At 45.1% G+C, this 14,798-nt stretch carries 16 protein-coding genes and 4 pseudogenes; 16 read left to right on the top strand and 4 right to left on the bottom strand.

Annotated features, from left to right (window positions below; genetic code table 11):
* Nucleotides 1-159 precede the first annotated feature (159 nt).
* From HT574_RS20360 to copZ, 3 genes and pseudogenes are all read left to right on the top strand, one after another.
* Nucleotides 160-297 (top strand): annotated as a pseudogene (locus HT574_RS20360) (metalloregulator ArsR/SmtB family transcription factor); the annotation flags it as partial.
* A 77-nt stretch (nt 298-374) separates the two neighbouring features.
* Nucleotides 375-788: pseudogene (locus tag HT574_RS14960) on the top strand (HAD-IC family P-type ATPase); the annotation flags it as partial.
* A 20-nt stretch (nt 789-808) separates the two neighbouring features.
* On the top strand, nt 809-1,012 hold the full coding sequence (copZ, locus tag HT574_RS14955; RefSeq protein ID WP_017436658.1) for a copper chaperone CopZ: 204 nt from the start codon (nt 809-811) through the stop codon (nt 1,010-1,012).
* A 62-nt stretch (nt 1,013-1,074) separates the two neighbouring features.
* Here copZ and HT574_RS20535 read toward each other — a convergent pair whose 3' ends face one another.
* From HT574_RS20535 to HT574_RS14940, 3 genes and pseudogenes are all read right to left on the bottom strand, one after another.
* Nucleotides 1,075-1,284: an IS3 family transposase gene (locus HT574_RS20535; protein WP_375154125.1), complete on the bottom strand. Its 210-nt coding sequence runs from the start codon at nt 1,282-1,284 to the stop codon at nt 1,075-1,077.
* Entirely contained in the window at nt 1,208-1,480 is a 273-nt protein-coding gene (locus HT574_RS20530; RefSeq protein ID WP_175245218.1) for a DDE-type integrase/transposase/recombinase, read from the bottom strand. The genes HT574_RS20535 and HT574_RS20530 overlap by 77 nt, the downstream gene beginning before the upstream one ends.
* Before the next feature lie 91 nt (nt 1,481-1,571).
* A pseudogene (locus HT574_RS14940) lies at nt 1,572-1,760 on the bottom strand (helix-turn-helix domain-containing protein); the annotation flags it as partial.
* 15 nt (nt 1,761-1,775) lie between these two features.
* Between HT574_RS14940 and HT574_RS14935 the strand changes: the two are divergent.
* Both HT574_RS14935 and HT574_RS14930 read left to right on the top strand, forming a co-directional pair.
* Nucleotides 1,776-2,011: pseudogene (locus tag HT574_RS14935) on the top strand (DUF350 domain-containing protein); the annotation flags it as partial.
* 274 nt (nt 2,012-2,285) lie between these two features.
* A complete protein-coding gene (locus HT574_RS14930) occupies nt 2,286-2,888 on the top strand; it encodes an HAD hydrolase-like protein (protein ID WP_309138305.1) in 603 nt (200 codons plus the stop codon).
* A 71-nt stretch (nt 2,889-2,959) separates the two neighbouring features.
* Here HT574_RS14930 and HT574_RS14925 read toward each other — a convergent pair whose 3' ends face one another.
* Nucleotides 2,960-4,384: an amino acid permease gene (locus tag HT574_RS14925; RefSeq protein WP_175245217.1), complete on the bottom strand. Its 1,425-nt coding sequence runs from the start codon at nt 4,382-4,384 to the stop codon at nt 2,960-2,962.
* Between the two features lie 278 nt (nt 4,385-4,662).
* On the opposite strand from HT574_RS14925, the gene HT574_RS14920 reads away from it, so the two are divergent.
* The 11 genes from HT574_RS14920 to HT574_RS14870 all read left to right on the top strand — a co-directional run bounded on the left by HT574_RS14920 (nt 4,663) and on the right by HT574_RS14870 (nt 14,798).
* Nucleotides 4,663-6,312, top strand: coding sequence for a copper resistance protein CopC (locus HT574_RS14920; RefSeq protein WP_175245216.1), 1,650 nt, complete (start codon nt 4,663-4,665; stop codon nt 6,310-6,312).
* 23 nt (nt 6,313-6,335) lie between these two features.
* Nucleotides 6,336-6,992 (top strand): YcnI family copper-binding membrane protein, encoded by a 657-nt coding sequence (locus HT574_RS14915; protein ID WP_175245347.1) that lies wholly within the window; start codon nt 6,336-6,338, stop codon nt 6,990-6,992.
* Between the two features lie 61 nt (nt 6,993-7,053).
* Nucleotides 7,054-7,821, top strand: a complete 768-nt coding sequence (locus HT574_RS14910; protein WP_175245215.1) for an NAD-dependent protein deacylase — start codon at nt 7,054-7,056, stop codon at nt 7,819-7,821.
* A gap of 216 nt (nt 7,822-8,037) precedes the next feature.
* Entirely contained in the window at nt 8,038-9,216 is a 1,179-nt protein-coding gene (locus tag HT574_RS14905) for an acyl-CoA dehydrogenase family protein (protein ID WP_017437187.1), read from the top strand.
* A gap of 39 nt (nt 9,217-9,255) precedes the next feature.
* Nucleotides 9,256-10,020 carry a beta-ketoacyl-ACP reductase gene (locus HT574_RS14900; RefSeq protein ID WP_175245214.1) on the top strand — a complete coding sequence of 255 codons (765 nt, stop codon included), beginning with the start codon at nt 9,256-9,258 and terminating at the stop codon, nt 10,018-10,020.
* A 21-nt stretch (nt 10,021-10,041) separates the two neighbouring features.
* A complete protein-coding gene (locus tag HT574_RS14895) occupies nt 10,042-10,491 on the top strand; it encodes a MaoC family dehydratase N-terminal domain-containing protein (RefSeq protein ID WP_175245213.1) in 450 nt (149 codons plus the stop codon).
* Nucleotides 10,488-10,889, top strand: coding sequence for a MaoC family dehydratase (locus HT574_RS14890; RefSeq protein ID WP_017437190.1), 402 nt, complete (start codon nt 10,488-10,490; stop codon nt 10,887-10,889). The genes HT574_RS14895 and HT574_RS14890 overlap by 4 nt, the downstream gene beginning before the upstream one ends.
* Nucleotides 10,890-10,970: 81 nt before the next feature.
* Entirely contained in the window at nt 10,971-12,140 is a 1,170-nt protein-coding gene (locus HT574_RS14885) for a thiolase family protein (RefSeq protein WP_175245212.1), read from the top strand.
* 22 nt (nt 12,141-12,162) lie between these two features.
* Entirely contained in the window at nt 12,163-12,747 is a 585-nt protein-coding gene (locus tag HT574_RS14880) for a TetR/AcrR family transcriptional regulator (RefSeq protein ID WP_175245211.1), read from the top strand.
* A gap of 147 nt (nt 12,748-12,894) precedes the next feature.
* Entirely contained in the window at nt 12,895-13,758 is an 864-nt protein-coding gene (locus HT574_RS14875) for a branched-chain amino acid ABC transporter permease (protein WP_175245210.1), read from the top strand.
* Nucleotides 13,758-14,798, top strand: a complete 1,041-nt coding sequence (locus tag HT574_RS14870; RefSeq protein WP_175245346.1) for a branched-chain amino acid ABC transporter permease — start codon at nt 13,758-13,760, stop codon at nt 14,796-14,798. The genes HT574_RS14875 and HT574_RS14870 overlap by 1 nt, the downstream gene beginning before the upstream one ends.

Below are 14,798 nucleotides of genomic sequence, written 5' to 3'. Positions count from 1 at the left end.
TGGCCATTTTCAGTATAAGGTAAGCACTTGTTCCTTCGAGTGCTTTTTATTTTGTTTTCTGGAATGGTGATTCATGAAAAAATGATGAATTTTTATTTTATCAAAGATTGTTTTAACATTGTAATTAGATTATTATTATCTAATTAGATAATGATTGTATTGCAGTTAAGTAGGCTTGTTAATTTCTACAAGAATTTAGATGATCCTACAAGAATTCGCATTATTGCACTATTGCGGCACGGTCCTTTACAAGGCCAGGCGATAGCAGGTAAACTTGGCTTAAAACCACCAACTATTATTTTAAGAAGAGAGTTGGTCACGAATCACTTTATGTATCGGAAAAATAATAAATATGAATTGAATCCCCCAGAACTTTGGATCATAATGTATATGCTGAGGTGCTTCCAGAAGACAAAGCAAACATTGTCGAAAAGCTGCAGCGGGAAGGCAAACGGGTGGCGATGGCCGGCGATGGCATTAATGATGCTCCGGCGCTGGCGAAAGCCGATATCGGCATGGCGATCGGCACGGGAACGGATGTTGCCATCGAAACGGCCGATGTCACGTTAGTTGGCGGTGATTTGGCGCATATTCCGAAAGCGGTCGAGTTAAGCCGCAAAACGATGACAAACATCCGGCAAAACTTGTTTTGGGCGCTGTTTTACAATACGATCGGCATACCGGTTGCCGCCGGGCTGTTGGAACTTTGGATTGCCGGAGCGGCGATGGCGTTTAGCTCTGTATCGATAGTGACAAACGCACTTCGCTTGAAGCGCGTAAAACTATAAAAACAAGGGAGGAATCCATCATGACAACAACATTACAAGTGCAAGGAATGACATGCAACCATTGCAAAATGGCGGTCACGAACGCTTTACAAGAGCTAGAAGGAGTCAATCGCGTCGAAGTGCATTTGGAAAAAGGCACGGTTGATGTCGATTACGATGAAACGAAAGTCAGCTTGGATAAATTAAAAGAAGCAATTGAAGAACAAGGTTATGATGTGAAGTAAACGAAAGCCTCCTCTTTCTCTGAAGTGACCCCTGTCAAGTAGACAGGAATAAAAAAGCACATTTAAGCAGCCTGAGTCCTATATTCATAAGGACTCAGGTTATTTAATTTCTTTTGGAAACGTTGATGGTTATAAAAACGAATATATTTGTGTACGGTATCCTTCACCTCTTCGTCCGTGCGGAAAGAGTACAGATTAAAACACTCTGCCTTGAAATGGCTGAAGAAGTTTTCCATGCAGGCATTGTCCAAACAGTTTCCTTTCCTGAACATACTGGCCTTTATTTAGTAGATTGTTGTATTGGCGGGATGTATACTGGGACTCCTGGTCACTATGAAGGGGGAGTCCATTTACATTCCGTTTTTTTATGGCCTTTTTTAGCGTGTCGATGACCAATTTGATATCATTTCTTTGGCTGATATGGCAGGCCACGATTTCATTGTTGTATAGATCTTTAATGGCGGACAAATAGAGCTTATTCCATTAAAAATTAAATAGGTAATATCTGTAACCCATTTCTCATTTGGCTTTAACGCGTGGAAATCTCGGTTTAGATGATTCATGTTTTGAATGAAAAAAGCGAGAAAGAGGAGGAGAAATATGCGTTTCGAGTTGGTTCCTTTGGATACGGATTGTCAGTTAGTCCGATCAAATAATCGGCGCTAGTTTTTAGAACTTCGGCTAATTTTACTAATATCTCTATTGGTGGTTGTCGATAGTTACTTTCGTATCCTAAATAAGTACTTCTGGCAACACCTACTCAGGATTGGCGATTGTCATTTATGCCGCCTGGAGCAACAGCGTCAGTTTACCTGATGCTCTTCTATGGGGTGTCATTGGCATTGTGACGCAAATTCTCGTGTATGTTGTGCTTGAGTACATCTTCACGCCAAAGACCAACTTAGCCAAGAAAGTAGAGGAAGGCAATCTCGCGGTCGGGTTTAGCTTATTGTTTCTATTATTGTCGGCTTGATTGTGGCTGGGAGCATGTCCTATTAATATGGGCCCGTTGCATTTGTTTCGGGCTCTTTTTTACTATTTTATCTAGATTTTTGCGAAAACTACATAGCCTTTATCGACGAATCAGTAATATATGAGGAAGATGTAAAAAGAGAATATAATCATTATTATGTAACGGGATATCTTTGCACTGGGAATGGACATCAGTATTGGAAATATGCTCCGTATAATGGTGTTGAAAATGAGAAAACGATTGAGGAAGTGTTTTCGAGGGTATTTAAAACGATTGAAGAAGCAAAGAGTCAGCAGATGGATGGAAACGTTCCCGCTGAAGAATGAACCGGATCTGGTCCATCTAGTTTTTTCAAAAGTTTATAAGGTCGGAACAGCTGTTTTCGGAATTATTTTTTATTGGCATTCTCTTTCATGGATAGAAAGGAAGCGGTGGGTGATGGTAATAGCGGTTATGTTTGACTTGGACGGCACATTGCTAAATCGCGACGATTCCATACAAAAGTTTATCAAATACCAGTATGAGCGCTTGCAGCACTGGTTAAGCCATATTCCAAAAGAATGGTATATAGCTAGATTTATTGAACTAGATGATCGAGGGTATGTTTGGAAAGATACCGTTTATCAGCAGATTGTCAAAGAGTTTGAGATTCATGGACTTACTTGGGAGGACCTGTTGGAAGATTATTTAAAGCATTTTCATCAAAGCTGTGACCCATTTCCTAATCTTATGTGGATGTTAGAAGAGTTAAAAAGAAAATCATTGAAATTAGGAATCATCACAAATGGGAAAGGACCATTTCAAATGCATTCGATATTTAAGCTGATTTACCGATTTTTTGGAACTATATTTATCGAGAGGTGGATCCTGAGTGAAAAAGCGGGATTACGATTGTATATATAAGCTAACGAATAAAGATAGAGTAGGAGTAAAGAAAGTAAAAGCAAAAGGGACCAGCGATTTCGTTGGTCCCTTTACGCTTCTTTTAATTCAGCATGTTTATGGTCATTGTGCGGTTTTTGTTTCATAAGCAGCGGATATAAGATTAACCCTGCCACAAATAGACCGATTCCTAAGAAAAATGTATACCAATCCGCTGTTCCCGTTTTGATGACCCAAATCGAGTAAACTAGCGCTGCCAATGTAATGATACCGTCGCGCATGCGAATTTGCTTTGTATTTTTATACGTTTCTCCCGTAATGATTAATTTCAGATGATATAAGGCTGAGACGAGATACGGAACTAAGTAGGCAAGCGTCGCGACGACAATGGCAAAATTGTACGCTTCGTTCATTGTTCCCGATACAGTCGAAAATAGAAAAATTTGCGTCATGAAATTCGTGATGAACAAAGAACGGGTAGGGCTGCCGCTCTTGTTTGTTTTGGCAAAGAAAGCAGGGAACAATCCTTCTCTTGCCGCTTGATACGGAACTTCCGAACTGACGACAATCCAGCCGATTGTCGAGCCGAATAGGGAAATGAGCGCCAAAATGGCCATGATGTACGCTCCGTTGCTTCCGATAACGGCATACAGCGCATCCACGAGCGGTTTTTGCGACTGTTTTAATTCCTCCTGTGGCAGTGCTCCCATTGTCAATAACGTAATTCCGATATAAATGAGAACAGAAATGATGAGTCCGAGCAATGTGGCTTTTTTCACGTCTTTCGGCGATTTGGCGCGGTTTGACAGCATGACGGCCGATTCAATGCCGATAAACGCCCATAGCGCTGTAATCGCCGCTCCATTGATTTGGCTTGGTACGGATACCGCTTGTCCTTTTTCATCCATGAATGCAAATCCGCTACCTAAGTTCGCGGCGTTAAACACCCAAACCGTTGCGACAATATAAAGAAGGAACCCGATCACTTTCGCTCCTGTCGCTAAAATGTTAATGTTCCCAGCATGTTGAAAATCGCGGGCGAGAATCCAGTGAATTCCCCACAATACCGCTGTACATACCGCAAAGGTGAGCGTTTTTCCGACTTCCAATGGAAACGTTCCTATCGTAAATAGTACGTGCTTGCTTTGCATTATTGGGAAAAACGTGCTTAAATAGCCGGCAAACGAAATAATGACGGACGCAGTGGCCGCCCAGTTTGCCGCCCAATATCCCCAAGCCATGCTGTATCCTGCGATGTTTCCTGCTTTTGATGAAGAAAACATCGCTTGCGCATAGCTCTGCGGTCCCGCTTTTAGCTCGGGTTTTCTTGTTGCTAGACTGCCAAATACAAGCGCAATCATCCAGACACCCAATCCGGTTGCGAGCCAGGCTAGTGCTGCCCCCATTGGACTTGCGACTTGCGCCAGGCTTGCCGGAATCATAAATATGCCACCGCCGACCATGTTTCCAACGACGAAGGCGGTTAAAATCCATAGTCCCCATTTTTTTGCAGCCATCGTATGTCCTCCCTAATTACTATATCTTGTGAGTCATGGTTGCTTTCGTTCCTTTCTCATCATATCGTATTATTTTAGTTTGGTAAAGTGATAATATAATAAAGCAGAGAAGTTGATCAATTGCAAATAATAGTTATTTTCTGTCGGTAATATGAGACATTTCTCGTTTTATTCATTGTCTCCTCACACTTTTTTCACATCCTTCTGCTATACTGACCATGCAGCGCGGTCATGATATACGTGCAGATGTTTCACTCTACCCAGAGAGGGGGAATGATTTGTCAAATTGGCAAAAGGCGTTACGGTGGGGATGGATCAGTATTTTCTGTTTAGCCGTGTTGCTAGCGCTTCCTGCCCGATCGTTGGCCCATGCTTATATTGTCGCAGCGACGCCGGCGGCAAATGAACAGTTGGTGGAAGCTCCGAAAACCATTCGCATTGAGTTTAATGAAAACATTCAATCGACTTTTTATGCGCTCACACTTGTCAATCAAACTGGACACGAGGTTCGCTTGCATGATGTTCGCATCGATGCAACCAATCCACATGTGTTGGAAGGGAATGTACCGAATCGTTTGGCCAACGGAATATATGTAATAAAATGGAAAGCTGTCTCTAGCGACGGCCATCCTGTCGAAGGGACGATTCCATTTCAAATCGGCCAAAGCAGCGATAATAGCGAATTATCCGATTCGGAAAGAAACGGCTATGTTCCCAAATTCGATATGATCATCATTCGTGGACTTTTTTACATAGGGTTATCGCTATTTTTAAGTTTGCTTTGGTTTCAATTGTTTATCGATCTTCCATTGGGTGCATGTCGGTTTTCGACCCGGGATAAGGTGCTGTATTGGGCGGCTTATAGTCTAACGGTGCTGGCCACGCTGTTGAGTTTGCCGTTACAAATTACCGTGGAGGCGAATGTGTCGTGGCTTCGGGCGCTAGAGGGCGCGTTTGTGAAAAAGATGCTGCTTCATACGGCTTTTGGAGTCGCATGGATGATTCAGTGCGTGCTCTTGTTTTTATTATTTGTCGTTGGTTATGCAGCAATGTTTGGGAAAAGGGAGCGCCATTCGAAACGATGGGCGATTGTCTCATTTGTACTTGGGACCAGCATTCTTTTCGTCAAAGCGTGGACGGGTCACGCGGCAGCTTCATCTCATCCGCTTGTTGCTCGTGTGATGGATTTTCTTCATCTTTTTAGCGCTTCCGTTTGGGTTGGATGTTTAGTGATCATTGCAGCGATTTTGCCTTTTAGCATACCGGGAACCGCGAAAAGTAAATATTGGGAGGCGGTTCGCCGTTTTTCACGTTGGGCAATTGGATTGGTCGCCATTTTAATGATGACAGGCATTTACGCTGTTTTACAACAAGTTCCAACGTTTGATGCACTGTTTCAAACGATATATGGTAAAGTGCTTCTCGGTAAAGTGCTCCTTCTTGCCGTTATGCTGATGTTTGCGGCGGTGAACTGGATTTCGAAGCGCAAGCAGAGAAGCGTATTAGGGGCAACCGTATGGTCTGAATTTGGCCTCGGCATCGGAGCGATGCTGCTCGCCGCTATGTTGACGAATTTGTCGCCCGCAGCGGCTTCGCCGGGACCTTTTACGCAAACGAAGGAAGCTGGGAGCTATCAAGTGACGCTGCATATTACCCCTAATGTATTAGGAACGAATCAATTTCAAATAAAAATCAAAAACGCGAAGGGAAGAGCTATTCAGGATATTGAGCAAGTCACGGTTACGTTAACGCCAAAAGACATAGATATGGGAGAAACGACATTTCAAGCATTCAAAGTTGCTTCCGGTGTGTATCAGGCAAAGGAAACGATTAGCATCGCCGGAAGGTGGAACGTTCATGTGCATATCCTGACAACGTCGTTGCAAAGCGTGGACGCCACTTTTTCCTGTTATGTAGGAAGCCGATAAATCAATTAGGAGGAGATTCGATGATGAAAAAAATATGGTCACAAACTTCCAAAGTACTTGTTATGATGGTGGCAACCTTTTTATTATGCACAGGAATTGCTAGCGCTCACGTGACGGTAAAGCCGAACATCTCCGCTCCCGGCGCTTGGGAAACGTATACGGTCAAAATCCCAGTCGAAAAAGATGTTCCGACAACGAAAGTCACATTAAAGATTCCGGATGGTATGGAATTGGTATCTTATCAACCGGAGCAAGGCTGGAAAGTGACGCTGGAAAAAGACGCGTCCGGAAAGGTAAAAACGGTCACATGGACAGCGGAAGGAGAAGGGCTGTTGCCAGGACAATTTCAACAGTTTTTCTTTGTTGCGAAAAACCCAGATAAGGAAAGAAAGGTCGCTTGGGATGCGTATCAATATTATAAAGATGGCACCATTGTTGAATGGACGGGAACGGAAAACTCACAAACTCCTCATTCTGTAACGGAAATCAGCCAAGCGGCTGCGGCGCAAAGCGGACACGATATGCACAGCCACGGCGAACAGGCGGCGCAGCATCAAGCTCAGTCAGAAAATAAAACCAACAACGAGCAAAACGAAAATGGATTATCGATTGCTACCTTAGTGATTGCCGTCATTGCTTTGATCGTTTCGATCGTTGCTTTTCTGAAAAAAAGAGCGTAAAATGAACTTAGAAAAGTCCCCGTATTTTTTGGGGACTTTTTTGTTGAAGGAGGAGAGAAACGTGGATGTCATAAAAGAACTCGCACAACGAATCGCTCGCGCCGACGTGATTGCGGTTTTAACTGGTGCGGGAATGAGTACGGAATCGGGAATTCCCGATTTCCGCAGCGAAAATGGGATTTATGCGCAGGAAGAAAATGTCGAATACTATTTATCCGAATACTATTTTGAAAAAGATCCTGTTGATTTTTGGCGGCGCTTTAAACGAATGTTTTCGTTAAAACTAATGGGCAATTTTGCGCCAAATGACGGCCACCGGTTCCTTCGCCAATTAGAAGAAATGGGAAAAAAGGTGACTATTTTGACGCAAAATATCGATGGGCTGCATAAAAAGGCAGGGAGCACCAACGTCATCGAATTGCACGGCACTTTGCAGACGGCAACGTGTCCGGAATGCGGCGAAAAGTATGATTTAGCGTTTATCAACCGCCATGATGTTCCGCGGTGCGAGCGGAAAGCGGCAAATGGAAATAAGTGCAATGAAATTTTAAAACCGGATGTGGTGCTGTTTGGCGGATTGGTGCCAAGAATCGAGGAAGCGTTCGCCGCGGCGGCAGAAAGCGATTTGCTTATTGCGATGGGAACAAGCCTGGAAGTAGCGCCGGTCAACCAAATTCCCTTTTACGTAGCTACTCAGTCTCCCGTTACGTATAAAGTGATCATTAATAAAACGCCAACAAGAATGGATGACGTATTTGATCTTGTCATTCATGGCGGAATTGGTGAAACGGTGGCAAAAGTGCGTTCGCATATGACAGGTGCGAGCTGAATAATCGGCAGCCGCACCTGTTTTTTCTATATTTCTTTCTGTCCTGAATGGGAGAACGAAAAAATGGTTTCTATTAAAATCAAAAAATATTGTATTTTTTAAAATTTTAGAATATAATAGGATTAACATACCAACCGGTTGGTATAATTTGCAGGGTTTTGCATCGATTTAATATGGAGGAAACGTGGCCTAGAGAGGGAAATGGAGGGGACATACATGTATTTGCGTCTTACTGATGAGCAACGGATGGTGCAAAAGGCCATTCGCAAATTCGTCGAAAAAGAATTAATGCCGCTAGAAAACGAAGTATTGCGAAACGAACGGGAAGGAAAACCGGGGCTGTCTGAGGAGAAGTTGAAAGAATTGCAGCTCAAAGCGAAAGAAGCGGGTTTTTGGGGGATTAATACACCGGAAGAATACGGCGGCGCCAACCTCGGACACGTCATGCAGGCGATTGTGACAATGGAAGTGTCAAAAACGTTTGTTCCATTCCGGTTTGGCGGGTCGGCGGATAACATTCTCTATTACGCGAATGAAGAACAAAAGAAAAAATATTTGATTCCGACCATTAACGGCGAGAAAAAATCATGCTTTGCCATGACGGAGCCAGGCGCAGGATCAGACACCAGAAACATTAAAATGACCGCGGTCAAAGACGGAAACGAATGGGTGCTAAACGGAGAAAAAACGTTTATCACCGGAGGAAACGAAGCCGATTTTGTGATGGTCATCGCCATTACCGACAAAGAACGCCATCAAGCAACAAACGGACGGGAAGGGGTTACTTGTTTTATCGTCGACCGGGAGATGGGCTGGCGTTCCGAACCGATACATACGATGGGGCCGTCGACACCTGCCAGCTTAATCTTTGAAAATGTGCGCGTTCCGGAAGAAAACATTTTAGGGGAGCTGCACGGCGGCTATAAACTTGGGTTGGAGTGGATCGGATATGCCCGCTGGATTGTCGGCGCCCGCGCGGTCGGAGCGGCAGAACGGCTGCTGCAAATGGCGATTGACTATGCGAAAGAGCGCGTGACATTTGGCAAGCCAATTGCGGAAAGACAAGCGATTCAATGGATGATCGCCGATTCGGCCGTCGAAATTGAAGCGGCGAAATGGCTCGTGTTAAACGCGGCGTTTACGCTCGACCAAGGCGAAGACAACCGCCATTTAGCATCGATGGCCAAACTGTTTGGCGCCAACATGGGCAACCGCGTCGTCGACCGCGTCATGCAAATTCACGGCGGCATGGGCTATACGAAAGAAATGCCGATCGAGCGCTGGTATCGTGATGCCAGACTTTGGCGCATTTATGACGGCACCGATGAAATTCAGCGCATGATTATTGCAAGAAACTTGCTTAAAGGGCATGTCAAATTGGGGCAATTCCTATAAAAATTTGAAAGCGCTATCGAATAGAAGGGGGAAGCAAGCATGAGTCAAAGATTTACAGGAAGAGTCGCATTCGTTACAGGAGGAAGCCGCGGAATCGGCAAGGCGATTGTTACGCGTTTTGCCGAAGAAGGAGCGAAAGTGGCGTTCATTGACTTAAATGAAGAAACGTTGCACGCCACCGCAAGTGAATTGCGCGAAAAAGGCTATGAAGTATATGCAAAAGTTGCGAGCGTTACCGACCGCGAACAAGTGGAAACGACGGTAAAAGAGATTGTCGACCAATTCGGATCGATCGATATTCTCGTCAATAACGCCGGAGTTATTCGCGACAATTTGCTGTTTAAAATGACGGATGAGGACTGGGACACGGTCATGGATGTTCACCTCAAAGGGGCGTTTTACTGTGCGCGCGCCGTTCAAAAATACATGGTAGAAAAACGGTACGGACGCATTATTAATGTTTCTTCCACTTCCGCGCTTGGCAACCGCGGGCAAGCGAACTATGCGGCGGCGAAAGCAGGCATTCAAGGTTTTACAAAAACGCTGGCGATCGAGCTGGGCAAGTTTGGCATCACCACGAACGCGGTTGCTCCTGGATTTATTGAAACCGATATGACAAAAGCAACGGCGGAAAGATTAGGTATTTCGTTTGAACAGTTAATTCAGGCTAGCGTCGCGAACATTCCGGTCGGACGAAGCGGCAAGCCGGAAGATGTCGCGCAGGCGGTGGCGTTTTTTGCCGATGAAAAATCTTCCTTTATTAACGGACAAGTGCTATACGTAGCCGGAGGTCCAAAATGTTAACGGAATAGGGGGAAACGACGCATGTTTACCGAACATATCGGAAAATGCTCCAATAAAGTAAAAAACGTCGTTGAGCGGGGAGCGGTGAAAAAGTTTGCCGAAGCGATCGGTGATCCACATCCGATTTATTGGGATGAGGAAACGGGGAAAAAATCACGCTATCAAAGAAACATTGCGCCTCCGACATTTCCAAGGGTGTTTGACTATGGCGTGATTGAAGGGCTTAAGCTTCCAAGCAAAGGACTGATTCACGGCGAACAGCGGTTTCATTACGAAAGACCGTTGTTTGTCGGGGAAGAGCTGTATTGTTATGCGAAAGTGGAAGATTACTATGAAAAGCAAAGCAGCATGGGCGAGCTCGGATTTTTAGTCATCACGAATTACGGGGAAGACCCATCCGGAAGCGTGATTTTTACGTCCACCTCGACAATTATTATTACGGAAGCAGTGAGAAAGGCGATGGTCGTATGACGAAAATCAGCGAATTAAAAGTAGGAGAGTCGTTGCCAGAAGTCAAACTTCCTCCTGTCTCCCGCCTCGATCTCATTAAATATGCCGGCGCTTCCGGCGATTACAATCCGATTCATACGATTGACGAAGAGGCGAAAAAAGCGGGGCTGCCGGGCATTATCGCCCATGGAATGTGGACGATGGGCAATCTTGCCAAATTGTTTACCCCTTATTATGAAGAAGGATTTGTGCAAGACTACTCCGTCCGTTTTAAATCAATGGTGTTTTTAAATGACGTCGTCACGTTAAAAGCGACGGTGAAAGAAAAAGAGGATCACGCATTGCGATTTGATGTGGCGGCTGTCAATCAAGACGGAAAAGAAGTCGTCAAGGGAGAAGTCGTGTTTTCTGTCTATTAATTGGCTGCAACATTCGTCCCGGTAACAGCAAAACCCTTTTGTTACCGGGATTTTTATAAAAAATGAATGGGAGTGACATAAATGAAACGGGATGCGGTCATTGTTTCCGCCGTGCGCACGGCGATTGCCAGACAAGGCGGAGCATTGGCGACCGTGCCGGCGCATATTTTTGGCGCGGAAGTCATCAAAGAAGCGATGCGACGGGCTAACATCGGCCCGGAAATGGTCGACGACGTCATTATGGGCAACGTGTTAAGCGGCGGGGGGAATATCGCGAGGCTTACCGTCTTGCAAACGGGGTTGTCGCTTGAGCTTACCGGCCTTACCGTGGATAGACAATGCGGTTCTGGCATTAACGCGGTAAACCTGGCGGCACAGGCGATCCGCGCGGGGGATGGCGATGTGTATATTGCCGGAGGAGTGGAAAGCATGAGCCGCGCTCCGTACTTAATGGACCGCCCGGAAAAACCGTACAGCTCGACGCCGCCGAGTTTCCGCAAGTCGCAGCTGTCGCCAAAAGAAATCGGCGATCCGCCGATGGGAATTACAGCGGAAAACCTTGTCAAAAAATACGGGATCAGCAGAGAAGAACAGGACGAATTCGCGCTAAGAAGCCAGCAAAAAATGGCGCGGGCGATGCAGGAAGGACGTTTTAAAGAACAAATCGTCCCGATTACCGTTCCGGTCAAAAAAGGAGAGCCAATCATCTTTGATACAGATGAACATCCGCGGCCAAATACGACGATGGAAGCATTGGCTAAACTGCCGCCAGCGTTTTTGGAAGGCGGAACAGTGACAGCGGGAAATAGCTCGGGGTTAAATGACGGCGCATCGGCATTGGTCATTATGTCGAGAGAAAAAGCGGAAGAACTGGGGTTGACGCCATTAGCAGTTATTCGCGCTTATGCGGTTGCCGGGGTCGATCCGAATATTATGGGAATCGGTCCGGTGCCGGCCACAAGAAAAGTGTTGAAAAAAGCCGGATTGACATTAGATGATATGGATTTGATTGAAATCAATGAAGCGTTTGCCGCCCAGGTGATCGCCTGCGACCGGGAATTAAATATGAATCCGGAAAAAGTGAACGTCAACGGCGGCGCGATCGCCCATGGCCATCCGCTCGGTGCAACCGGTGCGATCTTAATCACGAAAGCGGTGTATGAATTGCAGCGATCCGGCGGAAGATACGCGCTCATTACGGCATGCATCGGCGGCGGGCAAGGCATTGCCACAATTATTGAACGGGAATAAATCATTGGAGAGAGTCAACATTATGAAAGAAAGAATTATTAAAACAAGCATCGAACTATTCGACCGCAAAGGATTCAAAGAAACATCAGTGCAAGAAATTGTCGAAGTCATGGGCGTAACGAAAGGGGCATTCTATTATTATTACAAAAGCAAAGAAGAGCTGCTAAAAGATATATGCATCTCCTATATGGAAGATCTTTTGCAGCAGCAACAGCGCATTTTACAAGATAAAGAGAAAAGCTGCACGGAAAAACTGTACGAAATCGTCTATATGCTTATTCGCAATATTAAAGCAAGGAGGAAAAGCGCACGCATTTTCTTCCGCGAAATGCGGCATTTGCATGAAGATCATTTGCAAGAAATTAAAGCAAAGCGGCGGGCGTTCCGGGAACATTACCAGCAGTTGATCGAAGCGGGAATCGCTCGCGGCGAATTTAAGCCGACGCTGCCCCCGGATATGATTACATTTGGCATTTTAGGCATTACAAACTGGAGCTACTACTGGTTTCAACCGGATGGAGAAATATCGGAAGAAGCGCTGGCAGACATTTACGTCGATTTGATTTTAAACGGAATCAAAAATCGCGAATCGTTTAAGGAAAAATAGGAAAGAGAAGCTTCCCATTCTCTTTCCGTCTATCAATCTCCTTAAAAATGATATATCGGCAAAAAATTATCTCAATAAATGTATAATCATGTGAAACGATAAATAAATTTCAATAAACAAGCTAAATCAATCAAGGGGAGGAAACGGATGGAATTATTGACCCAACAATTGTTAAATGGGCTGACTGTTGGAAGCGTTTACAGTTTGGTCGCCTTAGGATTAACGCTTGTTTACGGAATTTTACATATTCCGAATTTCGCTCACGGCGCGCTTTATATGATGGGTGGTTATGTGACGTTAACGATGATGAATCAGGCGGGGCTTCCGTATTGGCTGGCCATCCTCATTTCAATGATTGCGATCGGATTGCTTGGCGTACTGATGGAACGGTTTGTCTTTTATCCACTTCGTGACGCTCCACCCCTTCATGATAAAATTGCAGCAATCGGCATCCTCTTATTTTTGGAAGCATTCGCCCAACTTGTGTGGGGGGCAGACTATCAAACGATGTCTACTCCTTATGGAAACGTTGTCACCGTACTTGGTCTCACCTTAACGATGCAAAGAGTCCTCATTATTGTTTCCACGATTGTCATCATGATTTTGCTCTATTTCTTCCTGAAAAAGACGTTTATCGGTGCCTCGATTATCGCGATGTCGCAAAACCGTGAAGGAGCGAATTTAGTCGGCATTAACACGAACAAAGTCGCGATGATGACGTTTATGATTTCTGGCAGCCTCGCGGCGTTGGCCGCCTCCTTGGCGTCTCCGATTAATCTTGTCTTTCCGGGAATGGGCCATCTCGTCATTTTAAAAGCGTTTGTCATTATTATTCTTGGCGGAATGGGCAGCATTCCTGGAGCGATTATCGGCGGGTATATTTTGGGATTTAGCGAAAGTTTAGGTGCAACTTATATTTCCAACGATTATAAAGACATTATCGCCTTTGTCATACTCGTCATTATTTTAACGGTGAAACCGACTGGACTATTTGCCAAGGAGGGACAATGATGGCGACGGTGTTAAAACAAAGGAAATTACTCATACTGGTGATTGCGTTTGCGCTTGTTTTTCCTTTTTTGATTCCGAACAACTATTATTTGCACATGATGACGATCTCTTTTATTTGGATGATCGCTGTTTACGGGTTAAACTTGTTTGCCGGCTATACGGGCTATTTATCGCTTGCCCATGCGGGATTTTTTGCGATTGGAGCTTATACGCTCGCGATTTTAACCGTCAAAGCAGGGCTGCATTTTTGGCTGGCTTTTTTCTTATCCTGTCTTATTTCCTGCTTGATCGGCTTGCTCGTCGGTTTAGTCGCATTGCGGACAAAGGAACACTTTTTTGCCATTTATACGCTATGCGTCGGGTATATTATTTACCTTCTCATCGATAAATGGGACAGCCTGACGGGAGGGGTGCGCGGATTTATCGGCATTCCTGCTCCGGCAAACATCGGTCCGCTTTCGTTCCAGACTCCTGTGTCGCAATATTATTTAGTGCTGTTCTTCTTGCTTCTCGTCGTTTTCGTCATGTATCGCATCATTTACTCGCTGACGGGAAGAACGTATATTGCGATTCGCAACAGCGAGGATTTGGCGCTAACGATCGGCATTTCCACGATGAAAAATAAATTAGCATCATTCGTCTTATCGGTCTTTTTCACTTCCTTGGCAGGAGCGCTGTATGCTTCCTTTATCCGTTTTCTTGGACCGGATATCGGCTATATTTCCGTGATGTTTGATTTCCTTACGTATTTAATTGTCGGCGGCATTGGAACGATGGCTGGACCGGTTGTCGGTCCGCTGTTGATTACGTTTCTATCTCAGCAGCTGCAGTTTTTGCAAGACTATCGGATGTTGATCTTTGGACCGATTTTGACACTGCTCGTCATCTTCTATCCACAAGGCATTGTCGGCGGGGTGATCCGCTGGAAAGCAAAACGTGTGGAAAAAAGCGGAAATCCTCAAGTACGGACGATGCCTGCTACAAACCGTTTTGTCATTTCCCGCCATTCTGAAAATAAAAAGCAAGTGAAGGAGGGGTGA

The organism is Parageobacillus sp. VR-IP (assembly GCF_013357975.1).
GTDB classification, from domain to species: Bacteria; Bacillota; Bacilli; order Bacillales; family Anoxybacillaceae; genus Saccharococcus; species Saccharococcus caldoxylosilyticus.
Note: the sequence above shows the minus strand (reverse complement) of the source record. Positions and strands in the feature narration are given on the sequence as shown.

Bases quoted from the DNA above. Each gene is read 5' to 3' on its own strand.
- copZ (WP_017436658.1), top strand. From the start codon at position 809: ATGACAACAACATTACAAGTGCAAGGAATGACATGCAACCATTGCAAA.
- HT574_RS20535 (WP_375154125.1), bottom strand. From the start codon at position 1,284: ATGTTCAGGAAAGGAAACTGTTTGGACAATGCCTGCATGGAAAACTTC.
- HT574_RS14930 (WP_309138305.1), top strand. From the start codon at position 2,286: ATGGAAACGTTCCCGCTGAAGAATGAACCGGATCTGGTCCATCTAGTT.
- HT574_RS14925 (WP_175245217.1), bottom strand. From the start codon at position 4,384: ATGGCTGCAAAAAAATGGGGACTATGGATTTTAACCGCCTTCGTCGTT.
- HT574_RS14915 (WP_175245347.1), top strand. From the start codon at position 6,336: ATGAAAAAAATATGGTCACAAACTTCCAAAGTACTTGTTATGATGGTG.
- HT574_RS14905 (WP_017437187.1), top strand. From the start codon at position 8,038: ATGTATTTGCGTCTTACTGATGAGCAACGGATGGTGCAAAAGGCCATT.
- HT574_RS14900 (WP_175245214.1), top strand. From the start codon at position 9,256: ATGAGTCAAAGATTTACAGGAAGAGTCGCATTCGTTACAGGAGGAAGC.
- HT574_RS14895 (WP_175245213.1), top strand. From the start codon at position 10,042: ATGTTTACCGAACATATCGGAAAATGCTCCAATAAAGTAAAAAACGTC.
- HT574_RS14890 (WP_017437190.1), top strand. From the start codon at position 10,488: ATGACGAAAATCAGCGAATTAAAAGTAGGAGAGTCGTTGCCAGAAGTC.
- HT574_RS14885 (WP_175245212.1), top strand. From the start codon at position 10,971: ATGAAACGGGATGCGGTCATTGTTTCCGCCGTGCGCACGGCGATTGCC.
- HT574_RS14880 (WP_175245211.1), top strand. From the start codon at position 12,163: ATGAAAGAAAGAATTATTAAAACAAGCATCGAACTATTCGACCGCAAA.
- HT574_RS14875 (WP_175245210.1), top strand. From the start codon at position 12,895: ATGGAATTATTGACCCAACAATTGTTAAATGGGCTGACTGTTGGAAGC.
- HT574_RS14870 (WP_175245346.1), top strand. From the start codon at position 13,758: ATGGCGACGGTGTTAAAACAAAGGAAATTACTCATACTGGTGATTGCG.